The sequence below is a fragment of the Streptococcus gordonii genome (genome assembly GCF_001553855.1).
GTDB lineage: Bacteria > Bacillota > Bacilli > Lactobacillales > Streptococcaceae > Streptococcus > Streptococcus gordonii.
The window spans coordinates 1-25089 of record NZ_LQWV01000002.1 but is presented as its reverse complement, the minus strand read 5'-3'; the positions used below and the strand labels follow the sequence as shown (position 1 = coordinate 25089).

General features: G+C 40.4%; 21 protein-coding genes and 4 pseudogenes. 6 read left to right on the top strand and 19 right to left on the bottom strand.

Going from position 1 to position 25089, the window contains the following annotated elements:
- Positions 1-78 precede the first annotated feature (78 nt).
- From AWH02_RS01355 to AWH02_RS01335, 5 genes and pseudogenes are all read right to left on the bottom strand, one after another.
- A pseudogene (locus AWH02_RS01355) lies at positions 79-1326 on the bottom strand (MFS transporter).
- Between the two features lie 228 nt (positions 1327-1554).
- The gene (locus AWH02_RS01350; RefSeq protein WP_060553695.1) at positions 1555-1920 is read right to left on the bottom strand and encodes a nuclear transport factor 2 family protein; all 366 of its coding nucleotides are present in this window, start codon (positions 1918-1920) and stop codon (positions 1555-1557) included.
- An 83-nt stretch (positions 1921-2003) separates the two neighbouring features.
- Entirely contained in the window at positions 2004-2930 is a 927-nt protein-coding gene (locus AWH02_RS01345) for a helix-turn-helix transcriptional regulator (RefSeq protein WP_060553696.1), read from the bottom strand.
- A 59-nt stretch (positions 2931-2989) separates the two neighbouring features.
- A complete protein-coding gene (metK, locus tag AWH02_RS01340; RefSeq protein WP_060553697.1) occupies positions 2990-4180 on the bottom strand; it encodes a methionine adenosyltransferase in 1191 nt (396 codons plus the stop codon).
- A 415-nt stretch (positions 4181-4595) separates the two neighbouring features.
- Positions 4596-5084 (bottom strand): hypothetical protein, encoded by a 489-nt coding sequence (locus AWH02_RS01335; protein ID WP_045634938.1) that lies wholly within the window; start codon positions 5082-5084, stop codon positions 4596-4598.
- 336 nt (positions 5085-5420) lie between these two features.
- Between AWH02_RS01335 and AWH02_RS01330 the strand changes: the two genes are divergently transcribed.
- Genes AWH02_RS01330 through AWH02_RS01315 form a run of 4 tightly spaced genes read left to right on the top strand, consistent with a single transcriptional unit; the run spans position 5421 to position 8364 of the window.
- Positions 5421-6101, top strand: a complete 681-nt coding sequence (locus AWH02_RS01330; RefSeq protein ID WP_045773914.1) for an amino acid ABC transporter permease — start codon at positions 5421-5423, stop codon at positions 6099-6101.
- Positions 6061-6738: an amino acid ABC transporter permease gene (locus tag AWH02_RS01325; RefSeq protein WP_045773913.1), complete on the top strand. Its 678-nt coding sequence runs from the start codon at positions 6061-6063 to the stop codon at positions 6736-6738. The genes AWH02_RS01330 and AWH02_RS01325 overlap by 41 nt, the downstream gene beginning before the upstream one ends.
- A 1-nt stretch (position 6739) precedes the next feature.
- Positions 6740-7498, top strand: a complete 759-nt coding sequence (locus AWH02_RS01320; protein WP_045773912.1) for an amino acid ABC transporter ATP-binding protein — start codon at positions 6740-6742, stop codon at positions 7496-7498.
- An 11-nt stretch (positions 7499-7509) separates the two neighbouring features.
- On the top strand, positions 7510-8364 hold the full coding sequence (locus tag AWH02_RS01315) for a cysteine ABC transporter substrate-binding protein (RefSeq protein WP_008808824.1): 855 nt from the start codon (positions 7510-7512) through the stop codon (positions 8362-8364).
- A gap of 75 nt (positions 8365-8439) precedes the next feature.
- Here AWH02_RS01315 and AWH02_RS01310 read toward each other — a convergent pair whose 3' ends face one another.
- The gene (locus AWH02_RS01310) at positions 8440-8907 is read right to left on the bottom strand and encodes a deoxycytidylate deaminase (RefSeq protein WP_060553698.1); all 468 of its coding nucleotides are present in this window, start codon (positions 8905-8907) and stop codon (positions 8440-8442) included.
- 18 nt (positions 8908-8925) lie between these two features.
- Positions 8926-9492: a TetR/AcrR family transcriptional regulator gene (locus AWH02_RS01305; protein ID WP_045773911.1), complete on the bottom strand. Its 567-nt coding sequence runs from the start codon at positions 9490-9492 to the stop codon at positions 8926-8928.
- A 125-nt stretch (positions 9493-9617) separates the two neighbouring features.
- On the opposite strand from AWH02_RS01305, the gene AWH02_RS01300 reads away from it, so the two are divergent.
- Complete coding sequence (locus tag AWH02_RS01300) at positions 9618-10463, top strand: DegV family protein (protein ID WP_060553699.1); 846 nt, start codon at positions 9618-9620, stop codon at positions 10461-10463.
- Between the two features lie 70 nt (positions 10464-10533).
- Here AWH02_RS01300 and asp5 read toward each other — a convergent pair whose 3' ends face one another.
- From asp5 to AWH02_RS11285, 12 genes and pseudogenes are all read right to left on the bottom strand, one after another.
- Positions 10534-10755 carry an accessory Sec system protein Asp5 gene (gene asp5 / locus AWH02_RS01295; RefSeq protein ID WP_060553700.1) on the bottom strand — a complete coding sequence of 74 codons (222 nt, stop codon included), beginning with the start codon at positions 10753-10755 and terminating at the stop codon, positions 10534-10536.
- Position 10756: 1 nt separating this feature from the next.
- Entirely contained in the window at positions 10757-10939 is a 183-nt protein-coding gene (gene asp4, locus AWH02_RS01290; RefSeq protein WP_060553701.1) for an accessory Sec system protein Asp4, read from the bottom strand.
- A complete protein-coding gene (gene gtfB, locus AWH02_RS01285) occupies positions 10932-12284 on the bottom strand; it encodes an accessory Sec system glycosylation chaperone GtfB (protein WP_060553702.1) in 1353 nt (450 codons plus the stop codon). Before gtfB ends, asp4 begins: the two co-directional genes overlap by 8 nt.
- A complete protein-coding gene (gene gtfA, locus AWH02_RS01280) occupies positions 12268-13788 on the bottom strand; it encodes an accessory Sec system glycosyltransferase GtfA (RefSeq protein WP_048774708.1) in 1521 nt (506 codons plus the stop codon). The genes gtfB and gtfA overlap by 17 nt, the downstream gene beginning before the upstream one ends.
- A 12-nt stretch (positions 13789-13800) precedes the next feature.
- Entirely contained in the window at positions 13801-16182 is a 2382-nt protein-coding gene (gene secA2 / locus AWH02_RS01275) for an accessory Sec system translocase SecA2 (RefSeq protein WP_060553703.1), read from the bottom strand.
- Entirely contained in the window at positions 16175-16654 is a 480-nt protein-coding gene (gene asp3 / locus AWH02_RS01270; protein WP_045634946.1) for an accessory Sec system protein Asp3, read from the bottom strand. Before asp3 ends, secA2 begins: the two co-directional genes overlap by 8 nt.
- Positions 16651-18180: an accessory Sec system protein Asp2 gene (asp2, locus tag AWH02_RS01265; protein WP_060553704.1), complete on the bottom strand. Its 1530-nt coding sequence runs from the start codon at positions 18178-18180 to the stop codon at positions 16651-16653. Before asp2 ends, asp3 begins: the two co-directional genes overlap by 4 nt.
- A pseudogene (asp1, locus tag AWH02_RS01260) lies at positions 18170-19750 on the bottom strand (accessory Sec system protein Asp1). The gene asp2 and the pseudogene asp1 overlap by 11 nt, the downstream one beginning before the upstream one ends.
- Before the next feature lie 8 nt (positions 19751-19758).
- The gene (secY2, locus tag AWH02_RS01255; protein WP_048779359.1) at positions 19759-20982 is read right to left on the bottom strand and encodes an accessory Sec system protein translocase subunit SecY2; all 1224 of its coding nucleotides are present in this window, start codon (positions 20980-20982) and stop codon (positions 19759-19761) included.
- Positions 20983-21013: 31 nt separating this feature from the next.
- Positions 21014-22018 carry a sugar transferase gene (locus AWH02_RS01250; protein WP_048779355.1) on the bottom strand — a complete coding sequence of 335 codons (1005 nt, stop codon included), beginning with the start codon at positions 22016-22018 and terminating at the stop codon, positions 21014-21016.
- A gap of 16 nt (positions 22019-22034) precedes the next feature.
- Positions 22035-24041: pseudogene (locus tag AWH02_RS01245) on the bottom strand (SP_1767 family glycosyltransferase); the annotation flags it as partial.
- Between the two features lie 380 nt (positions 24042-24421).
- Positions 24422-24649, bottom strand: coding sequence for an LPXTG cell wall anchor domain-containing protein (locus tag AWH02_RS11285; protein WP_282954019.1), 228 nt, complete (start codon positions 24647-24649; stop codon positions 24422-24424).
- A 127-nt stretch (positions 24650-24776) separates the two neighbouring features.
- On the opposite strand from AWH02_RS11285, the pseudogene AWH02_RS11280 reads away from it, so the two are divergent.
- Positions 24777-25089: pseudogene (locus AWH02_RS11280) on the top strand (cell wall protein); the annotation flags it as partial.

Sequence of the window (25089 nt, the reverse complement as noted above, 5' to 3'; positions counted from 1 at the left end):
CTATTTAAAGTAGAGAGTTTTTTACATGATCATAAAAAAGACAAAGAATAATTCTCTTTGTCTTTTTTTATTTAATGGCTACGCTTTTTCTGCTTCAAGACCTTGACCTAGGTCTTGATAAATATCAGATTTCAAATTACCGATTGTCCAAAGAGCAGCTAGACTGATTAGATACAAAGAGGCAAGAAAAATCATAACTGTTGAAACACCTGAGATATCCAAAATCTTTCCAATAATAACAGATGAAAATCCGCCAATTGCTCGTCCAACATTTAAGATAACATTATTAGCGGTTGATCGAATTTGATGAGGGTATAGGCGAGTGATCATTGCACCGTAGCCAGCAAACATCCCATTCACAAAGAAACCAACAACAGCTCCGCCTATTACCATAGTGGCCATAGAATTCGCAAACTGGAAGAGATAGACACAGACAGATGATGCAAGAAGAAAGCCAGAGTAAACGACCCTAGGTCCCCATTTATCCAAAATTTGTCCAAAAGTCAACATTCCTAGGCACATTCCCAAAATGGTTGCCACCATCCAAAGAGAAGAATCTTTAACAGAAATATTCAAACTAGTTTGAATAATCGTTGGCAACCAGTTCATCATTCCAAAGTAACCTGCAATTTGTACGGTCGTCATAACCATTAGAGCTATGGTTTGTGATGTCAGAGCTGGTGTTTTGAATAGCTGACTTATTTTAACAGGTTGTGTTGTTTCTTCTTCTACCTTAGCTCCACCGTCGTCACGAATATTCTGATCGTCAATAGCTAAAACCATCCATAGTACTAGGGCAATAGGTGCAAGCCCAAAGAGGAAGAGACCACGCTATCCAAGAGCAGGAGCTAGCCAGCCTGCAAGTAAAGCCGATGTAATTGATCCTATTTGACCCGCAATACCGTTTAGGGATTAAATCCGCCCCATCTTTTCTGGTGGAACAATTCCCGCCATTATAGCAATAGCCACGCCATATTCGCCTCCAACACCCATGCCTGCAATAAAGCGCATGATATAAAGGTAATTGACGTCTTTCGAAAAGAAAATCAAACCGGTTGCCAGAGAGAAAATCAGAATGGTCCATTTAAAGACCTTAAATTTGTGATATCGGTCAGCTAACAGACCGAAAATTAAGCCCCCAATAAGCATTCCCAAATTAGTTATAGTGGCTATCCAACCACCCTGGGTACCACTAATCCCAAGTTATGAGATAATAGAGGACATTGAAAAGGCCAGAAACATGACATTTAAGTCATCCGTACCAGAAGCGACAATCGCAGCGACTAAAGCCCGTTGATTGTTTTTGTCTAAAGACAATTTTGACATATGATTCTCCTTAATCGCAGCTCACAGACTGCGTTTATTAAATTGAATACGCCTTAAAAAGAGGTTGGAAATCCTGTTCCCAACCTCGAAAAGTTTACAGAAAATTAGAGCATAGCAATTGCTAGTCTCATTTTAGAACTTTCATGTCTCACGGAACATGTTTAAAGTCATAATTAATTTTTAACAGTATAAAACAAGTTCTACTATTTGTCAAATGAAACTTGAGAATTATTTGCCCTGCATAAACTCTTGGAAACGATGAGTATCAAAGTAAATGTTGGATGCTATTAATTTGTCTGATTCGTCAAATTTTAAAAATTCTGCAACATCCAATTCTATTTGATTTCCTTGTGGCGACTGCAAGCGATAGCGATTTAAAGCCACTACTTCTCTTCCCTCCACCAGCAACTTCTTCACTTCAAGATGCTGACTTAAAGCATAGAATTGACCTGCACCTTTCAGATAAACATCACGACCTCGCCTGATTTCCTGACTGTCACACATACCATAATCAAAGTTTTCTGCTACGAAATCTTCCCATCCACCTTTATTGACTGCGGTAAAATATCTATCTGCTAATGTTTTTGTATCCATTTGGAACCTCCAAAAATTATTTAGGCTGTTTTCAAACCAATGAAAGTTTATGCCCACTTAAGAGTATACAAAAAGCAATATGACTACAGTCTGTCATATTGCTGAAGATTCTTTTGAAGAGTATCAATTAATTTATCCTGCAGTTTTTGGGGCGATCTGACTTTTACTTGCTGACCAAAACTTAAAATCAATTCAAAAAAAGCTGGAGTCAATGCTCTGAAAGCATGGACCTTTATTCTGGTTTGCTCAAGAGTGATTTCTTCTTCTGTGAAGTGGTCATAAATTTTTGGAAGTGCAGATTTCGTGAAAATCAACTCTACTGCCTCTTTACTACCCTCAACTTTATCTTTAGACGGATTTAGAAAAAAATCTAGCTTGTCTTGAGATAAAAGAGGGTAGTCATCAACTTCTATCCCCTCATCTACAAGCTGCAAATCACGAATTCTACTAAGTTTGAAAATACGAAAATCTAACTTTTCTAAACAGTAGCCGATAACATACCAAGCATTTAGTTTAAAAATCAGACGGTATGGAAAAATCGTTCGTTGGCTTCGTTCCTGTTTTTTTGAAAAATAAGAAAAGGAAATTTTCTTACCAGTTTCTATAGCCTGCTCCATTTCAAGTAAATAATTTGTATTGAGAGACCAAGAACTGAGATCAAAGTAAAATGGATTTACCTTATCAGTCGCTTCTTGAGAAGAAAGCTTATTCTCGATGCTGTCAAAATTTGGACGACCGACAATTTTGCCAACATTTTGACTCATATTGATGATAAACTGCTTTTCTTCTTCTGTGAAAAAACTGCTGTCCATCTTGTAGTCATCCGGTATATAAAAACCTCCCTTATCCCCACGTTCAGAGTAAATAGGGATTCCAGCTAAGCTGAGCGTATCCATATCTCGATATACGGTACGAGTAGATATTTCAAAACGTTCAGCAATTTCTTTAGCCGTTATCTGCTTCTTATTCAAAAGGGCTAATAAAATATAAATTAATCGTTCTAATTTCATAATCTTTATTTTTCTATAAAGTAGAAACCATCAAATAATCATCTTGCAACTCTTTATAATTAGGCTAGATACTCCTTCAACGCTTGAACTTTATCCGTTTTTTCCCAAGGCAGATCAATATCTGTCCTACCCATATGGCCATAAGCTGCTGTCTGACGATAGATTGGACGTTTCAGATCCAGCATTTGAATGATACCGGCTGGACGCAGATCAAAAATCTGACGAACCGCTTCCTGCAATTTGCTTTCTGCAACAGTTCCAGTACCAAAAGTATCAATCCGTACAGAAACTGGCTGCGCCACACCAATGGCATAGGCTAACTGCACTTCTGCTTTCTTGGCCAGTCCAGCAGCCACGATGTTTTTAGCGATGTAGCGAGCTGCGTATGAAGCTGAGCGGTCAACCTTGGTTGCATCCTTACCAGAGAAGGCACCGCCGCCGTGACGAGCATAACCGCCGTAAGTATCCACAATAATCTTACGTCCAGTCAAGCCAGAGTCACCTTGCGGGCCGCCAATTACAAAACGTCCGGTTGGATTGATGAAAAATTTTGTCTTATCATCCAGATACTGGGCAGGAATAACAGCTTTAATCACCTTTTCAATCACGTCACGATGAATCTCTTCATTGGTCACTTCTGGGTCATGCTGGGTCGAAATAACCACCGTATCCACGCGCACAGGCTGGCCATTTTCATCATACTCAACAGTCACTTGTGACTTAGCATCTGGACGCAGATAGCCAATCTCTCCTGATTTGCGCAACTCTGCCAATCGACGGACTAGCTTATGACTGAGTGAGATAGGCAATGGCATAAGCTCCGGTGTTTCATCCACTGCGAAGCCAAACATAAGCCCTTGGTCGCCAGCACCGATCAAGTCCAATGGATCTTGATCTGCATTCCCACGAACCTCTAAAGCTTCATTGACACCCTGAGCGATATCTGGCGACTGCTCCACCAAAGATGGATGCACACCGACGGTCTCTGCCGAAAAGCCATACTCTGTATTGGTGTAGCCAATCTCTGCAATGGTATCACGAACCACACGGTTAATATCTACATAAGCTGTAGTCGAAATCTCACCAAAAACATGAACAGAGCCTGTATAAACAGCTGTTTCAGCAGCCACATGGGCATCTGGATCCTGACTCAAGACAGCATCCAAAATAGCATCGGAAATTTGGTCTGCAATCTTATCAGGATGTCCCTCCGATACAGACTCAGACGTGAAAAGTTTACGTTCTGACATAGAAATGTCCCCCCTTAAATAAATTGTTATAGAGTTACAAAGTACTGATAGAAAAAACTACCACCTTATCGGGACTATATAACTTTTACATTATAACATAATTTACGCTAACACACCTTTGTTTAAAAAAAGAATAAGGTATAGACATAAACTATACCTTCTTGAAAATTATGAATCTGCTGTTTTTGACGCACCACCCCATATTAGGACCACGACTACAATTGCTACAATCAAAAAGAGGCTAAAAGATGAACCAAGTGCCCATACATAAAAAAGCATATACATAATCATTGATAGATAAAGAAAGCTCTTTTGATTGCTTAATTTTTGAGAGTGAAAATAGTTGTACTAGAATGGGGATCGCATCCTTTATGGTTTCAAAAATTTCCGTAAAAAGATATGGCTTCGCGCCATATTATCTCTTTTCTTCTTTAGCCATTAGCGTTCCAACCAAAACGAGAACTGCGAAAACAAAAGGTGCTATTTGAAAAAGATACCAATCAGGGTCTCCTGCACAAAAGGCTGAAATCAGGTAAATACCTGAACTTGCATATAGTAAACCTTTATTTCCGTTATTCATCCCAATTCTAGTTAAAATAGTTGCAATAAGAAAACAAATCAAGCTAGGACCTAGAAAAATCAATAAGACAAGTCCCCATGGTAAAGCTATACTAAAAAGTGACACGAAAAGAATCAGATAAATGATCGATGAGAAAAAGGAAAATGAAAGAAGAGCCGATGTATACTTGATCTCTTTTGAATCTTTTACCACTTGTTCTGACCCATTTGCTTCATCAATAGATTGATTTTCTTCAATCTTTTCCTTATTTTTTTCATTATCTATCTCCGGACTTACCTCATTACGCGTTTGACTTAACTCCTGGTTTTTCTCTTCATTTGCCATTTGATTTATCCTTCCTATTCTTATATTTCTTTTAAAGGGCAAGATCCCCTTTCATATTTTATATCCATTATACTCTATTTTTTTATTATTATCAGTATAAAATCAAGTATATCCATTTTCTCTTAAAACAATTCAACATCTAAACAAATATCTTTGTCTAGGCCGATTACTAAATTACAATCCTTTTGTCAGTCCTGATAAATTTTTTCTATCAGACCGATAAAATATACATATTATTCAAACAGTGTAATTGATGGTAAAATGACTCTATTATTATACCTGTAAGTTCAGGAAGAAAAATGCTTTCCTGACTTAAGGGAGGGGAGGAATTCATTTTTGGATTGGTCTATTATCGAACAGTACTATCCACTATACCAGCAGGCCTTCTTTTTGACCCTGCATATCGCTATTTGGGGGATAATTGGTTCATTTCTTTTAGGCTTGGTTGTTAGTATCATACGACATTACCGAGTTCCCATCTTGAGTCAGCTAGCTACTGCCTACATTGAGCTATCTCGAAACACGCCACTATTGATTCAGCTCTTCTTTCTGTATTTTGGGCTACCTAGGATTGGTCTTGTCTTGTCTTCAGAAGCTTGTGCGACAATCGGTCTCATTTTCTTAGGCGGATCTTACATGGCTGAATCCTTCCGTAGTGGCTTGGAAGCTGTTAGTCAAACCCAGCATGAAATCGGCCTCTCTATTGGTTTGACACCAAGACAAGTTTTTCGCTACGTTGTTCTTCCACAAGCGACTGCTGTAGCACTTCCTTCCTTTAGCGCCAATGTCATTTTCTTAATCAAGGAAACCTCGGTTTTCTCTGTAGTAGCTTTAGCAGATCTTATGTATGTGGCAAAGGACTTGATTGGACTCTACTACGAGACAGATATCGCCTTGGCCATGTTGGTTCTTGCCTATCTGCTCATGTTATTACCGATTTCACTTCTCTTTGGTTGGATAGAAAGGAGATTACGCCATGCAGGATTCGGGAATCCAGGTACTCTTTCAGGGAAATAATCTCCTTCGTATTTTACAGGGCTTGGGAGTCACAATTGGTATTTCAGTAGTTTCCGTTCTATTATCCATGATCCTTGGTACTTTTTTGGGAATCATCATGACTTCTCAATCTAAAATCGTTCGTCTACTAACTCGCTTTTATCTAGAATTCATCCGAATAATGCCCCAGCTCGTCTTACTCTTTATTGTTTACTTTGGGTTAGCACGTAACTTTAATATCAATATCTCAGGCGAGAGTTCAGCCATCATTGTCTTTACTCTTTGGGGAACTGCTGAAATGGGGGACTTGGTTCGAGGAGCTATCACTTCTCTACCCAAGCACCAGTTTGAAAGTGGTCAAGCTCTAGGTTTAACCAAGTTTCAGCTTTACTATTATGTCATCATTCCACAGGTTCTAAGACGTTTACTACCACAAGCCATTAACCTGATTACACGTATGATTAAAACAACTTCGCTAGTCGTTTTGATTGGTGTTGTTGAGGTTACGAAGGTCGGTCAACAAATTATCGATAGCAACCGATTGACCATTCCTACTGCTTCCTTTTGGATCTATGGAACTATTCTTGTTTTATACTTCCTTGTCTGCTTCCCTATTTCCAAATTAGCAGGTCATTTAGAAAAACACTGGAGGAATTAATATGCCTGAAACGATTTTAAAAATAAGGGACCTTCAAAAATCCTTTGGAGACAATCCTATCCTTCAAGGTCTTTCACTTGAAGTTAAAAAAGGTGAAGTTGTCGTGATTTTGGGTCCTTCTGGATGTGGTAAAAGTACACTTCTTCGTTGTATTAATGGCTTAGAAAATATTCAAGGAGGTGATATCCTCTTAGATGACCAATCCATCACAGGCAATCAAAAGAACTTTCACCTTGTCCGTCAGAAAATTGGTATGGTTTTTCAAAGTTATGAACTCTTTCCACACCTAGATGTTCTGCAAAATCTTATTTTAGGACCAACAAAAGCCCAGGGACGTAAGAAAGAGGAAGTCATTCAGGAAGCCGAACAACTACTGAAACGTGTTGGACTTCTAGATAAAAAGCATAGCTACGCAAGACAGCTCTCTGGAGGTCAAAAACAACGGGTGGCAATTGTTCGTTCCCTTCTCATGCATCCTGAAATCATCCTTTTCGATGAAGTAACCGCCTCTTTAGATCCTGAGATGGTACGAGAGGTGCTAGAATTAATTAATGATCTCGCCCAAGAAGGACGCACCATGATCCTAGTCACACATGAAATGCAATTTGCTCAAGCTATTGCTGATCGAATCATTTTCTTGGACCAAGGACAGATCGCTGAAGAGGGAGATGCTCACTCTTTCTTTACCAATCCTAAAACAAAAAGAGCGCAAGAATTTTTAAACGTATTTGACTTTAGCCAATTTGGCTCATATCTATAAAGGAGACGATTATGAAACTAATTAAATCAATTTTAACTGTAATGACACTTGCCCTTGCTCTAGTCTTTATCACAGCTTGTGGTGCTAGCAAAAACTCCAATGCATCAAGTTCTAAGGCTCGGACCATTGATGAAATTAAGAAAAGTGGCGAGCTTCGTATCGCAGTCTTTGGAGACAAAAAACCTTTCGGTTATGTTGATAATGATGGTTCTTACCAAGGATACGATATCGAACTTGGAAATCAACTTGCCAAAGATCTTGGAGTCAAGGTTAAATATGTCTCTGTTGACGCAGCCAACCGTGCAGAGTACTTGATCTCAAACAAGGTTGATATTACACTGGCAAACTTCACTGTGACAGATGAACGTAAAAAACAAGTCGACTTTGCGCTTCCTTATATGAAGGTTTCACTGGGAGTCGTTTCTCCTAAAGATGCCCTTATAAAAGACGTTAAGGAACTTAAGGGAAAAACTTTGATCGTGACCAAAGGTACAACAGCTGAAACCTACTTTGAAAAGAATCATCCAGAGGTTAAACTTCAAAAATATGATCAATACAGTGACGCCTACCAAGCTCTGCTTGATGGACGTGGTGATGCCTTCTCAACAGATAACACTGAAGTCCTAGCTTGGGCTCTTGAAAACAAGGGTTACGAAGTTGGTATAACTTCTTTAGGTGATCCTGATACTATTGCTCCAGCCGTTCAAAAAGGAAACAAAGAACTTCTTGACTTTATCAACAAGGATATTGAAAAGCTTGGTAAGGAAAACTTCTTCCATAAGGCTTATGAAAAGACTCTTCACCCTACCTACGGCGATGCAGCTAAGGCTGATGACCTTGTTGTAGAGGGTGGTCAAGTCAAATAATCAGTAAGATCGTAAAAAGACTCTATCAAATGATAGAGCCTTTTTAACTTAAACAATAACTAAGATAGCCACTTTTTAAATAAAATCTGTTTCAGCTATGGCTGCCTTCACTTCCTCTAAAGGCAGGTGCACTAGTTCTACTTCTTTCTCGCGATACAAGTACTCAGCATACTCATCAATCCGATATTGATTGATATAAACAACACGCTTGCACCCAACCTGAAGTAACTGCTTAGTACAGTTAAGACAAGGAAAATGAGTTACATAGGCAGTAAATCCTTTTGGAACACCTCGTTCAGCTCCTTGTAGAATAGCATTAACCTCAGCGTGTAGGGTTCTTACGCAGTGGCCATCAACTACCAAACATTCATGATCAATACAATGTTCTGTTCCTGATACAGAACCATTATATCCCGTAGAAATAACCTTGTTGTCCTTGACCAAAACCGCTCCTACTCTTGCACGCTTGCAAGTAGAACGATTGGCAATCAAAAGAGCTTGTGCAGCAAAATATTCATCCCAAGCTAATCGTTTTGTTTCCATTTTTTTCTCTTTTCTTTACTAAATATTCTCTTGTACCATTAAAGGCAAGCCGAGAGAAGCAATCTTTTCAGCAGGTACTTTCATGCCTTCTTTAATCCATTTTGACAAGACAGAAACCAAAGCTGAGCTCCAAAAAGAATTAACATAGGATGAAGCATCTTTTTTGGATTCTTGACCTTTCTCTAAAAAGTTAAAAACTGCTTGTGTCAGGTGTTTCTCTAAATTATACTCAACAGCTAGACGAATGAGATGCGCTTCCTTCTGTGCCTCTTTAAACAGAGCAAGCCATACTTGGTAAAGCTCCGTCTTAAAATCGAACTGAGCCATTTTTTCCATAATATTATGCACAGTTTGGCCGAAAAGCTCCTCTAGAATCTCTTCTTTTGAGTTGTAGTTTCGGTAAAAAGACGCTCTGGATACACCAGCACGGTTTACTAACTCAGAAATAGTTATTTTAGCCAATTCTTTTTTCTCTAATAACTGTAATAAGGAAATTTCCAAAGATTCGCGAGTTAAACGATTGGATTCCCGATTGGAAATCGTTAAGTTTTCAAGAGATTTTTTGGACATTTTACGTTCAGGCATAACAGTTTCTTCCTTCTTGTCTCATCGGATGTCAATAGCTTTCTGGAAAAAGTCTTTCATGATATAATTGTAAAAAAAGACACAATCTTTGTCAATGTATAATTATTGGAACAAGGGGATTAAAAATGACTTGGAAAATCGTTAGTGACTCTGGATGCGATTTTAGAGAATTAAAAGACTTGGCTTTGGACACAAATTTTGAAAATGTCCCACTAACCATTCAAGTAGGCCAGGAAATATTTATTGACAATGCAGAACTAAATATTGACTTAATGATGGAAAAAATGTACGCCACATCAACTGCTTCTAAATCTGCTTGCCCAAGTCCAGACGACTATCTAAATGCATTTTCAGGAGCTGATAATATCTTTGTTGTCACTATTACTGGAACCTTATCTGGTAGCCATAACAGCGCTCAAGTTGCTAAAAAACTTTACCTCGAAGAGCATCCTAATGTCAATATTCATGTGATTGATAGTTTATCAGCTGGAGGTGAAGTTGACTTGCTTGTTCAAAAACTCAATCAGCTAATTGGCAATGGCCTTTCTTTTGACGAAATTGTACAAGAAATTACAAACTACCAATCAAAAACGAAATTACTTTTTGTCCTTGCCAAAGTGGATAATCTGGTTAAAAACGGGCGATTAAATAAGCTAATTGGAACTGTCGTAGGCTTGCTCAATATTCGTATGGTTGGGGAAGCTGGGCCACAAGGGACCTTAGAACTATTGCAAAAGGCTCGTGGCTATAAGAAGTCGTTGTCTGCTACTTTTGACGAAATCATCAAAGCGGGTTATGCAGGAGGTGAAATAATTATCTCTCACCGCAATAATGATAAATTCTGTCAGCAATTTTCTGACCTAGTCAGAGAAAAATTTCCTAATGCACAAATTCAAGCTATTCCAACATCCGGCCTATGTAGTTTCTATGCAGAAGAAGGCGGATTATTAATGGGATATGAAGTCGGCTAATCATGAATCGACTCCTAATGTGTAAATCAAAAGAGACCCTAGTCTAAGGGTCTCTTTTTGGTCTAAAAAGCTAGGTTGTTTGAATCATATTGAATAGGAGGATTAAAAAGAGAAGAATGCTAAGTATCAAAAGAATAATCTTTTTATCAAAGTTTCTTTCCCAATAACCTGACTTACCAATTGTTGAACGAGTGTCGCTGAAAAACTGTTGGTTTTCTCTAGGCAAAGAAATAACCAATGCAATTAAAATAAGAGCAAGCAATATAGTCAGAATAATTAATATTTTTGGCATTTTATTTCCTCAAGACTCCAATTAATGTAAAAATCAAGCCAATCAAAATCATCAAGCCCAAGGCGATGACAAAAGCTTTGTTGAGTTTTTCACCCAAGCTGGCCTTTTCTTTCTTGGGCTTGCCATGCCTGAGCTCAGATAACCGTCCCTCAATATCCTTATAAAATAAATCTTTTTTAGCCATGTTGACCCCCTAATATAGCTTGGAGAGTCTCTTGATAAAGACTGACTGGTACATCATTGGCATGTCGGCCTTGAGCTTGCAAGGCTGACCGCATCTGCTCAACACCAGATAAGGCTTCTTCCAAAGTTGATGCCAATTGAGCTGGCTGGCTGCTGTCAAAAATATGCTCTCGGGCAATGTAGTGCCTGTCATGCAGGGTCTGCTCAAAGCCTAGAATCAAGAGATTGTTCTCAAAAGCCTTGCGCACTGCCTGCAGGACCTGACCGCCGTGATTGATATCCAGATAAATGTCTGATTCCAAGTAGAGCTGCTCAATCTGCTTGAGACTGGCATTTTGATAAAGGACGACATTCTTATAGGACAGCATAGATAAGAGCTTAGGCGACATTTCCGTAAGGGCAGCGATGCGAAATACTAGCTGCGGCAGGGACTGAACCAAGGTCTCTAAGCCTTCAATCTGATCCGAATGGGTCAGGATTAAGGCATCTTTTCGTAGGTAGTTGTCCCGCTTGAAGTCGTAATGATAGCCCAGATGCAGGAACTTCTGCTGCTGGTCAATCGCTGCCAGACTCATAGCCTTTTCATAAGTCGCCAAGTCTGGAATGACAATGGTCTGCGTCCGCAGCTGACTATTGTCCAGAATCAGCTGCATATTGCCCGGAAGCTCGTCATACAGAGGTTCCTGCCAGAATAGAATATCCTGGCCAGCTCGGCCTGTCAAGCTATGGGAAACCAAGAAAGAATAAGCCAGCGAATTGAAGAGAATGTGATCCAAGTCAAAGTCTAGCCGCTCTAAAAAGAAACGGATAAAATCCACACGACTTTTAAAAATCCGCAAGGGCTCTTGGTCCAGAGTCAGGATGACATCACCAGTAGCGTGATTTTCCACGATACGCTCCTGACCGTCTGTACCGTAGTAGGTCGTGTTGAAAGCCTCCTGGCCTGATTTATAGGCTGTTTTGGCAAAGCAACGGCCTTGCTTATTATAGCGCTCACTCAGTCGGAGCTGGCCTTTTTTATCCAGCCAATCCACCTGTTTGACCAAGCGACCCTTGGCCAGACTGGCATAGTGTATCCGTGCTCTTTCTTCTCCCATGTCACTGACACGCGCCGCCTGATGGTCGCCTGTGATTTCCCAGAAAGGGGGCACTGGCACTTGATTGAAAAAGAGCGGGTGATCTACTCCCTCTTCATCCCCCAGAAAGTAAGAATAGGGGGAGATCATGTCATCTGGCAGAAAGCCATTGGCCTCAATGACAATGGTCGGACAGGCATAGCCAGCTGCAAGGAGGGAATCATGCAGATCCTGAGTTTCCTGATTGTAATAATCAAAGAGCTGAATCATCTCTGACCTCCTTTAAAAGCTGGGACCAAGCCGCTTCAACCCGGCTGGTCAAATAATTCTCGGCCACTTGATAAGAGTGTTGGCTCATCTCCTGCTGGCGTCCTTGGCTAAAGAGAGCTACTATTTTCTCCACAAAAGCAGCAATAATCTGGTCCTCGACCTGATTGTAACTGACCGGCAGCAGATAACCATTTTTATCATCATCGATAAAAGTCTGATTGCCATAGCGGACATCAAATCCAATAAGGGGCAGACCTGATCCAACTGCTTCCATCAGAGTCAAACCAAAGCCTTCGCTGGTTGAAGCTGTCAGATAAAGCTCATAGCCTGAATAAATCTGACTCAAATCTGCATGCCCTTTGAGCCGAATATAGTCCTGAGCTCCTGCTTCCTCAATCCTGCGGCGCAGCTTCTCCTCTTCGCCCCCCTTACCGTAAATGTCAAGAGTCAGCTCAGGCAGCTGGACATGGGCTTGGACAGTCGCTGCCACTAGCCAATCAATATGCTTTTCTGTAGCAAGACGCGAAGCCGTAATCATAGAAAAAGGTTTGCGAGGCTCTTTGGGATAAGTCAACTGGTCAAGACTCCCCACCGGTATGGTAACAATCTTGGGCTGCTTGTCAGAGTAATGCTGGAACTGCTGTTCTAGAATCCTTTTCTGAGCTTCTGTTGCCACGATGAAAAAGTCTACCTTGTCTGCATTGGTAAACTGGTAGTCATAGAAATTGTTCCAGAGAATGTAGTCGTCGCTGCTGGCATTTTCACTAAAATGCTCCGCATGGACCACTACTCCCAGCTTAGCCTTCTGGCTCTCCTCAAAGACAACCTGACCAATCCCTGTCTCCCTATCCAAGATAACCACGTCATCTGCCTGCAACTGCAAACACTGGAGAAAATAACGAACCAGCTCAGCCTTGGAATAGAAAATCCGATCTGGAAAGCGATAGAGCTTTTCCTGACCATCCTCTATCAGCATGTCATAAGCCACACTGCTGTCTTCATGGTAGAAACGGCGCTGGTAGAGGGTTGCGGCGTCATTATGGGGCGCGAAGTATTCACTGGCATAGCGGACATAGGAGAAATAATCCTTGCGAATCAATCTCCCCCGCGAGACATACTCCACATGCTCCACAAAGTCCTGGTCTTCCTGTCTCAGATAGCAAGTGATAAACTGATCATCCTGCGGATAGAAATAACGGACAATCTTGCCCTCTTTCTCTGAGCGCTCTGGCTGACCTGCAACTTGAGCCAGTACCTGATCTAGCGTCACAGTCGTCGGTGCAATCTTGATATCAGTAAAATAGTTATAAAGCCAGATAATCTCCTCATCCAGAAAACCAATATTTTCCGTCAAATGCTGAATATTATCCGCTAAAATCATATCCATAAAGATAAACTTAGCCGGCTGCTGTATTCTTCTTAAAATCTGAGCTCGATAAGCTTGGGCATATTCTACACCACTACTTGCCCAGCCGATGCCTAAGTTGATGTTATATACTGTCATATTTTCCTCATCCTATGGGAAGTACATTACGACCTCTCCTTTGGGGTTGAGTGCCAATTCACTCATTAAAAGATTCTTAACAATTTGGTGTTTCATTCGTTCTTTCATATATTCAAAACCATCATAAGCTTCTTGGTAGTATTCTACCAAAGGATTTTTCATAGAGAAATGTTGACCGCTCAAGGCTGTCCTGAGTTGCTGCAGATAGTCTACCTGCTCGACCCAGTTCTCATCAATCGCTTTAAGAATAGCAAGACGCTGGAATTGACTATAAAGCTTGTCTGACTTTAGATAGCTTTTCTTTGCCAACAATTCCTGCTCAGCAATGGATTGAAGAAGATAAGAGACTTCTTTTGACGAGTGAATGTCAAACTCCTGCGGAATTCTTTCAGCCCGATTGCTAAAATGATGCAGAATAAATCGATAAAAATCTGCCCTATTTTCAAAGATTTGTTCATAGGCAACTTGTTGAATGACATACTCAAGAACTCGATTGATTTCCTCTTCCATCTCATTTGTATCTTCAAGTAAGCGATTACGCTCCGCATAGGTCAGTTCTCGCTGAATCTTCATACTTTGTGCATACTCCAAAGTCAGGCGTCGTGATAATTTAGCATTGCTTTCACTGGCTTTTTGTGCTTTTGAAACAAGTCTTTTAAAACGTCTTTGCTTAAGCAAGATAGGGTTGTTCTCAAAATCTTCTGAAGAATAATCCCTATAAAAATTTTTTATCCAATCTGGACCCCATTTCTTAAGTAAATCATCTTCCAATGAAATGAAAAACTTACTGATCCCCGGATCACCTTGCCTGCCTGAACGGCCACGAATTTGTAGGTCAATTCTATGGTTTTCCATTCTTTCAGTTCCAATAACAACCAAGCCACCTAGATCAGCTACTCCTGGACCTAATTTAATATCTGTTCCTCGACCAGCCATGGATGTAGCTACAGTCACCGCACCAAGCTGGCCAGATTCAGCAATCATCTGTGCTTCTCGAGCCGCATTGTTAGCATTTAGCAAGTTGTGAGCAATTCCTTCTCTCAGTAAGAGAGAAGAATAGATTTCAGACATCTCAACAGAACCAGTGAATATCAAAAGAGGATTTCCTTTTGCATGATAATGCTTTACTTCATCCAGTGAAGCAAATACTTTTTCAGGCAAGGTTTGGTAAATCTGATCAGGATAATCTCTTCGAATGACAGGGCAATTTGTTGGAATCTTAACGACAGACATAGAATAAGTTTCTAGAAATTCACTTTCTACAACTTTTCCAGTCCCAGTCATACCCGAGAGTTTTCGAAAGAGTTTAAAAAGATTCTGATAAGTTATGGAGGCCATGGCACGTGTTTCCTGAGTTAGTTTAACATGTTCCTTGGCTTCGATCGCCTGATGCTGCCCTCCTTGAAGACGAGTTAATTCCATAAGGCGACCGGTTGCACGGTCTAAAAGCACTACTTCTGCTTCATTTTCACTTTGTCGTACCACATAGTCTTGGTCTTTTTTATAAACCATATGAGCTCTCAAGGCTAGATTGAGATGTCGAACCAATTCCTGATTTTCTTTGGAAAAGAGATGGTTTAATCCTAAGAAAGACTCTGCTGCTCGAATTCCTTTCTGGGTCAGCCAAACTTCATTCTTCTCATCATCATAGCAATAATCCTCATCTTCATAGAGAGTTTGGACTAAAGTGTCCATCATGTCATAGAAATTTGACTGGACACGCGGAGCGCCAGATATAATCAAAGGAGTTTGCGCACTGTCTAAAAGAATAGAGTCAATCTCATCTATGATGACGTAGTTAAATTCTCTTAGAAATTGATTCTTTTTATTCTCGGCTAAATTTTCAATCAAGTAGTCAAATCCTAAAGCGCTATTGGTTGTATATAGGATATCTGCCTGGTAGATCCTACGTTTCTCCTTGGTCTCCAAAGGCTTGGATTCATCCGCTCTCACGGCTGTCTCAATTGTCAGGCCTAAAAAACGGTAGACAGGTCCCATTTCTTCCGCATCTCGCAAAGCCAGATAGGAATTAGGAGTGACCAACATAGCTCCTTGACCAGACAAGGCATTTAGATAAAGTGGCATAGTCGCTGTCAAAGTTTTACCTTCACCTGTCGCCATTTCAGCAATATTTCCCTCGTGGAGGACAATTGCTCCCATGACTTGGACATCGTAAGGGAACAATCCTAAAATCCTTTTATCCGCTTCTCGAACAACAGCATAGGCTTCTGGCAAAAGTTGATCCAAATTTTCCCCATCAGCTAATCTCTTCTTGAATTCGACAGTTTTTTTCTGTAGGTCTAAATCTGACAGACTTGACATCTCTTTTTCAAAACTCTTAATTTTAGCTAGAATTTTCTTTAAGCGCCGAATATGAAAAAAATTTTTAACCATTTGACTCCTCTAAAATTTCTTCAATTCTTAAGTAACGAAACTCAAAAGACTCAACACCCGCACTAAGAAGCTGTACTTTATAGCTGTAAGCTTCTTTAGGGTAAGTAAAAGTCATTTTATTCGAACGCTCTACATGATTGCTAACCTCTCTATTATAACGATCGAAAAAAATAAGTTTTAAAAAAACACTTTCGGAAGGGTAGGAAGTCATATCTCTAGTCAAAGAATAAGATCTTCCCCTTTTTAGCAAAGGAAGGGAAGGAATCTGTCTATCTCCTTGATAGTTCCAACTGGAGGACCATTCATGAATCGTTTGACCAGAAGCCATTAATTTGTTTTCAAAATAGACCTGGTCAGGAGAATGAAATATGATGGTTGAACCATACAAGTAGGTGAAATCTTTTCTAGTTTTTGAGATAGACGCACCTCTCAATTCTCCCCAGTAAATTTCCTTATGTTTTTGAATCTTCATTTCTTTCTTCCAAATTCTTTTTCCAGTATGATGCGATGATAATTCATAAACCAATTGATCACCATAGTAGAATCGTCATTATGGCGACCTGAAATCCCATTGCTCATTAACTGGGTTTCAGTTGGATAGAGGTATTGTACTAAATCTTCGTAAGCTGTTGGATCATAGTCTTCTTCCTTCATGTAGGCCAGGCCAAAAATAGTGTGGCTTAAATCCGCCCTTTTAATTTTTTCCCAATAACGATTATCTAGCTCCATAACATTTTCTAGGTCTTTTCCTCCTGTATGATGATGAAGTATATCAAGAGCCATCGGAAAAACTTCTGGTAACTGAAGACGGCCTCGTTTAGCAATCGTTCCAAGATTAGCAAGTGGTTTACATAAAATAATTGCTCTAGGGCTAAAATCTGCCCCGTAATAAGCGGCGCCATAGGTTCCCATGGATATACCGGATAGGATTAATTCTCGTTCAGAAAAACCTAGTAATTCCATATGTTCTTGGATTATGCGTCTAATACCTTCTTCTAATTCATCGCTACCTAGATAAAAGACACCACCATCTAATCGCTGATCAGAAATCAAAAGAAAAGGGCAACCTAGACCTCTCATCATACCAAATCCTTCGAAGCCTTCTGCTCTACGATAGCCAGAAAAATAAACAGCCAAAGGCGGCTTAAAATCACCAGGATAAAAGAAATAATTGATTTCCTGCCGATGTCTATCCTTTAAAATTTTACCTCCCAATACAAACTTTCCAAATTGATAGCGAGTCAAACGCTGATGGAAGGCACCGATTTTTAAAGAACCAAAGCCTTTAGCTTCTAAAGTGATTCCTAAAAAAGAAGTAAAATCATTATCTAAAACAATAGCTTCCTGCATATCAGTTTCTGAAAAAAATGATTCTCTAACAAGATCAGCAGCCGAACCTTCCTGAATATTATAAATTCTTAAGCGAAGTTCGCAACTAAAGTCTTTTTCATATTCAAGCCAGATTTCCACAGGATTTTTCTTGCTTGCTACAATATTATATTTCCAAGACACAATTGGCCTAAAGTCTGACCCAAAATTCCCTTCCAATTCCAAATTTTCATAGCCATTGTGACAAATCCTGCCCTTAAAACCTGGACTAACGACCATATCAAGAGGTGTCATCTTATCTCCATATTGGCCACGAAAAAGTGCCTTAGAAAGTTTTCTCAGCAAGTCTGGTCTATCACTTAGATCTATCTGCTGAGCGCAGTATCTCTTTAGGAAAAAGGTAATAGACTCTTGACTGGCTTGCTGCTCCTTACTGTAAAAAATAGTATAAGGAATGATTTTTGATTCAATCAAAAATAAATCTGGAATCAAATCTAAATCGTCTACAATAATGGCGCTGAAATGACTGATTTTCTCCATTTCCATAACTTTTTTGATGGCTAGCTGAGAGTGAGGAAAGAAATAATACCAATCCATATTATCCGGAATCATTACTTCCTTGCTCCAATCAATAGAACCAATCTGTAAGATTTTCAGCTTATTTTGCATCTACAGCCTCCTTGAGCCACTTCTCCCACTGGGCAATTACTTGATGTCCAGTATTCAGTTTGATCTTTTCGATTGAATAAATCAAAGCCTGATTCCAATTTTTCAGCCCCTGTAAATAATAATCTGCAGCAACTGCAAGTTGAGAGATAGAGTCAAGAATATAGCCATTTTGTAAATGAGTCACATAGTCAGAAGCAACCAGATTGATCTGTGGAATACCAGCTGAGATACCGGCAATTTGTGTATAAAGATTAGGTTGCTAGCTTAAATCAATAATAAGACGAGTATCATCCAACTCTTGAATCAGGCTAAGCTCATCTGTAATGTTCCTAATCCTAAATCGGTATTCCAACTCTTGGTTTTCTGGTAAAGGGTTTTCTGCTTGGTTATTTTTATAAGATTTTTTGATAAAATCTTTTAAATCCAAGTAATCAGAAATAAGTTCCTCTACTTTATCTTCCACCTGTTTAATACCTTCTTGCCATGCATTGTATACACCGATAACCAGTTCAGTGTCTGGATGCTGGGCTACATAAAACAGAACCTTAAAAATAGCATAGTCATTCAAAAGTTCACTAAGATCAATTTGATAAAAAATCTTTGACTCGTGACGTTGTTGACTCTTTCCTAGCTGCAAACGTGTATCAAAAGGAGATAAGTAATGAACCTTCTCTGCCTGAAGTGGAAAATGATTCTGAAGAGTCTCTTTGAAATCCATTCGATCTGTCAATACCAAGTCCGCATACTCCAAATCAGCTTTAAGATTCTCTATATTGCTTGCTTGATTACGTTCGTGGAAAAAACTGAGAATACTATGAGAATGTTGAGGTAACAGATCTAGCATTCCTTGATTAGTAAAAGGCTGTGTAGCGACTACAAATCGGCTGTCTTCTTCAACATTATGAGAAATATAATATCCCAACTTCTCAAGAATCAAATCTGGCATACATTCATACTCCAGCTTATCAAAGTCTCGAGAAAAAACTGGATTGACTACTATATGACTATTTTCAAATTTTAGATATTCTCGTATACGCCAATCTCCATTTGGATTTAAGTAGTCCTGGTATACTTCCTGACCATCTTCATAATAGACGATACTAGAAACAAAACCTCTATCATCAAAAATATTTAGCTTTTCCAGCTGATCATCCTTGAAAAATTTGATAAAACTGATAAAGCCTTCTACTCCAAACTCGACATGAGCATAAAGCTGTCCTTGCCTGCGTACGATAATCAAAAATGGAGTATAAATAAATTCACAATCATCTTCCCATTCAAGATCTTTGATTTGTAAAACCTGTATATCATTAGATTCTACAGCCTGAATCTCATCAAAAACTGAATAGTATTCCGTCTCAAAGATATCTTGGCGATGTAAAAAATAACGGGCATGTGGCATATAAGCTTGTAAGAGGAGTTTGACTGGCAGATTCTCACTTTGAAAAATCCGAATCTGATGAATAGTGTCATCGAACTCAAGTCTCTGCATAGAGCGGTACCAGGGAATAATATCTCGATGCCAAACCCTCTTTCCACTTCCACTCCATGAAGGAATAAAATAATACATAGTTCCTCCTAGAACAATGAATGATAACGGTCATTAAGTGTTAAAGTATCTACCTCATCCTTAATAGAAAAGACCATGCCAATAAAAATCATAAACATACCAGGAATCATACCAAGCCTCATATAACGAATATCCAAGAGGATCAGAAGCATTGGAAGACCAGCCACCAAAACTAGGTAAAGCGCTCCGACAAAGGCAAAATAACCTACAATTTTGTGAATATAACGACGGGTTGCTTCACCAGGATACAAATCTTCAATATATTCCCCACTCCTTTGCATCCGCTCTGCAATTTGATCACTGTTAACATTAATAAAAGCAAAAGCCCAAGCCAGAATAAAAATAGTCAGCAGATAGAGAATCAACCAAGGTATTTCCCCCATCGCTAAGCTTAGAATCCATTCTTTCACCAGCCTATTATTTGGTTGAAAAAACAGAACTAGCATGAGGAAATACTGGGGAATGCTGACCAAAGTCATGGCATACATAATAGGAAGACCCCCAGCAGCATTCACTCGGATATCTAAGTAGGAATACTTTTTAAAACGATTGTGGATGTTAATCTTATTGATAGGTATTCTGTACTTGGCTCTCTCAACTAGAACAGCAAGATATAGAAAACAAAGACTAAAGAAGCCTATTAGAGCTAAAATAAGAGGAGAAATTTTGAGTTCTTGGATAGAGAGCCATATGTCCTGAGGAATATAGGAAATCATACTGACCATGACAATCATAATAGAACCCCCAAGTCCCATTGATGAATTAAGGTCAGTCAGCCAAATAAGAAAATATGTTCCCGCTATTAAGATCAAGGTATTCAAGAAGACAATCGTTCCTTGTCCAACTCCTACCACTGTCTTCAAAGGCAAATTAAGAACTAAAGCTAAAGATTGGATTAGAGCAATAGCTAGAGTCAACAACATTCGTCTCTTTTCTTGACTCTCCATAGAAAGTTTATTAAGCCCCAATCGTTTCGAAACGGTGAACATTTGCCAAATGAGGATGGAGGACATCCAAGGGGCTAGCCCAATCGAAAAGAAAGACATACTCCTTAAATTTCCACCCATCAAAGCAGCTGCATAATTTAGGGTTACTGAATCTCCATTTAGTTTAGCTATATTCGAGACATCAACAAATGGAAGAGTCAACTTACTTCCCAAAACATAGATAAATACGAAAAGTAATGTCCAAAGAAACTTTTTGAGAATAAGCGGTTTAAAAAATGACTTCACTCTGACTCCTTATGATGATGGCTTGAGAATTTTAGGACAAGACTTCCATCACCGCATCTATTAACACTTTTTTACTGAAATAGCCATCCTTGAGCAGGTAAGAGAACTTTCTAACCCGCTCGACCATAGTCTGGTACTCCTCGACAGTCAGATTTTCAACGATCCGACTGGCCTCTTCCAGACTGTCTACGACAAAGCCCAGACCGCGCTCGCGAATCAGCTCTGCATTGGACAGGTAAGAAGGGACGATGATCGGAATCCCAGCTGCCAGATAGGTAGCAGACTTATGAGAGATATTGAGACCATAGTATTCCGGCTCGTCTGCTGGATTCTCCTCAACACCCCAGACTAGGCCTAGACCGCCCTTGGACAGCTCCAAGAGCAACTCTGGCCGGCTGACCCAGCCGCGATAGCTGACATTAGCATCTGGACTTGTCTCCTCCTCAGGTGAAAAAATCTCCAGTGGCGTTGCATAAGACCAGTTGCTCAAATGCGGAAAACGCTCCACACTTCCTGCAAAATACAGCTTAGGTGCAAACTGAGCCTGGTGCATGGGCAAATCAAAGGGATGATCCCACATGCGCTGGACCAAAAGCTTGTCCACCGTCAGCCCCTCTGCCAGAAGCTTATCCCGCATCTGCTCAGAAGGCACGATGACCGCATCTGACTGATTGTACATATCGATATACTCCGGCATCAGATAGTAGTTTGACGGGAACATAAGTGGCGGCACATCATGGATAAAGGTAATCAGTTTAGCCTGCAAAATCTTGAGCTTGCTAATAAAGGCTTGATCAAACTCCCGGCCGTTCCAAGTCGGAGATTGATAGATAACCACATCACCATAGCCCACACTAGACATGATACCGTCCAGACGTCGACTGAGCTCCGACTGACTGTCGCTATAAATATCGTAAAAATAAAAACTCAGTTCATTGAAGCCCAGCTGCTTGGCTAGCTTGGTCACATCATTCTGGGCAATCAAGGCCGTACTCTGGCTAGACATACCGTATAGATTGGTAATATTAACTTTCATATTCTTTTTCTAATCTTCATTCCTGAGCCAGATTGGCAACAATCTGACTGTCATAAGCTTGGTCGTCTCTAAACTCAATATCCTGATCGAAATTGTGCTCAGCTGTATGCTTGTGCGATAGCTTGATCTTGTGACTAGCTCCCATCTGGAACCACTCATACTCTGAGTCAATATGTCCAATATCCAGCGCGCGATATCCTTCCTGAACCAGATCATAGACCAAGACCTTGGCCGTCGGACCAAGCATGATCAAAATCAGACGATTATCCACATGCTCTCGAACAGCCTGCTTGATGGCCTCCAGCTTGCTGTAGGCATTGCGCGAAGGACAGATAATCCGCTTGATGGACCTAGCCCCATCAAAGAGGTCATTGCCCACACCAGAGCGAGAAGTCAATCCCTCTACTATCAAGAGGTCCTTGTCCTGCCATAGATGCTTGAGCTTTGCAAAATAGCCCGCAGACGGCGTCTTATCTTCCAAGTCAATATAAGGACGGGAAATAAAGGTCGATCCGTACCAAGGTGCTCGGCAAATTTCTAGATAATCTGCCATATGTTGATGCAAATGAGTTTTCCAAAAGTTCTGTGCGTCGATGGAATAGCGTTCCAGCCCTCTAAATACATCGGACAGGCAGACCATCAAACGCTCATCGCTCTCCATAGCCATGATCTCTCTCAAGCGCGCTGAAAGCTCGGGGTCGTACTCCTGATAAGGGATACCACGACCTGCAATCAAATCCATCTCCCCATCTCCAAAGCGAACCACTGAAGCACCTTTCTCCAAAAGATAATCCAGCGATTGGTCGATAGAGAGTACAGAGATCTGCCGCTCCTCAGGCTTGGCCAATCTAAGTTTCTCAATAGCCTGCACCATGACTTCAGGGTTATCAGCTGGAAAGACTTCCTGCCCCTGCTGGCCATGGACTGTACTATCAAAGGCAAAGACTGGCTTGCCAGCAGACTTAAAGCGAGCAATAATATCTCCCACCTCATCACCGGCATTGATATCCAGCAGCAGCTGAGACTTGGCTTCCAGTGACTCCAAGAGAGCCGGGATGCCCGCAATATCTGAGCTGACACTGACATTAGGATACTGGAGCAGACGCGTGATTGGCTCTGCCACCACTACCGGTGCAGCAATGTAGAAATGACAGGCAGGCAGGGCTTGAATCAGATAATTGATATGCATCAGGTCACAAGAGTAGGTGTAGACTAGGCAGGACAGACTTGAGCCCTCTCCCCCTTCCACCATTTTTTGAGTCAGGGCTCCGACTGGCTCCTGCATATCCGACCAATCCAGCCCCTGATAGAACCACCAGACCTCACGATAAATGGACTGGGTATACTCTTTCCAAGGCTTGCGCTCAGTTAGATAGTGGATCACCGGCGGATAGAGACCTTTTTCTGGCTCATAATCCGAAAAGGTCGTGTGCAGCGTAATGCAGTTATAAGCTAAAGGCAGCTCCAGCCAGCGATTTTCAAAGAGCATATTAAGAATGATTTGATCATCCTGAGTAACTTTATCATGTAAGTTATCAGTCATCTCAATCAATTGACCCGCAATATCGTTTTCTCTCCAGTAGTTCACATTAATCAGTAAAACACCTGAATTAAAAATCTGCTCGCCAAAGTATACTTCTCCACCCAGATCCTTGACCGCAGCAAGTGGTGCATCCCAAAGTTCTGTTTCAAATAAGGAGCTTAAATCCCGCGTGACAACGATATCACAATCCAAATACAAAGCCTTGTCTTCCTCAACAAAATCCGCTACAAAATAGCGTAGGAAAACTGTATAACTACTATCCGTTTTACAATTTGATACCAGCGAGGCAGACAAACGAGCATTGATGATCTGGCAGTCCAGCTTGGCCAGCTTTTTCCGCATGCTAACAAACCACTCTGTTGGAAAGTCACTATTGATGACATAAAACTTGATAAAGCGATTGTGGCAGACAATGGACTTGATGGTTGTTAAAACTTGATTACAATCAGAAAAGTTGGCACAAAGAACAACTGATCGGTATTGATCATAGATTGCTTTATTTATATTATCTAACTTATCCACTTAGCAAACTTACTCCCTATACGATTACACCCTAATTAAATCTGAATCTCGAAAATTATTTGAAGCTCTTTCTCAACTGTAAAATCAAGAAATCATAAAGATTTTTGCAAAATTAGAAAGAGTTTTTCAAATCAAGATTTTTACCCCATTTTTATGTCTATAATACTTGTGATCGTCTTGATAACTCTTATCCTAATTTTAATTGTCTATATTAAGTACAAATTCATCAAGCTATACTTGATATTATATAAAATATTGCTAGAAAAAGCTAGAACATCAAGGACTTAAACAGCAAAATCAAAACAGGAAGTTTGGAAACTTCCTGCTTCAATTAATGATTAGTCCTCTGACTCCTTTTTCTTCCTTTTCTTAAATGCCAATCCCAAAGCTCCTAAGCCTAAAGCCAAAATGGATGCTTTACTTTCAGATTCACCTGTTCGAGGAAGTTGTCCTTTAGAAATTCTGTCATGCATTGATTGAGTTGCTGAAGTAGATTGACTATCAGATAGGCTTTGGCTAAGCGATTGAGACATAGATAAGCTTTCAGAAAGGCTTAATGAATTCAATTCGCTTTCATATATACCATTTAGCTGACTGTGTAGTGTTGATGTGCTAACACTCAATGATAGTGACTCACTAACAGACATAGATTGACTAACAGATGTGCTTATTGATATAGACTCACTCGCACTTATGGACGCACTCGTCGATGCGGACTCACTTGCAGATACTGAGGCACTCGTAGACGTGGACGCGCTTGCACTCACGGATGCGCTCGTGGAGGCTGATTCGTTCGCAGATACTGAGGCGCTCGTCGAAGCTGATTCACTCGCAGAGACTGAGGCACTTGTGGAAGCGGATTCGCTCGCAGATACCGAGGCGCTCGTGGAAGCCGACTCACTCGCACTTACAGACGCACTCGTCGACGCGGATTCACTGGCACTTACTGAGGCACTTGTGGATGCAGACTCACTCGCAGATACAGATGCGCTCGTGGAAGCCGATT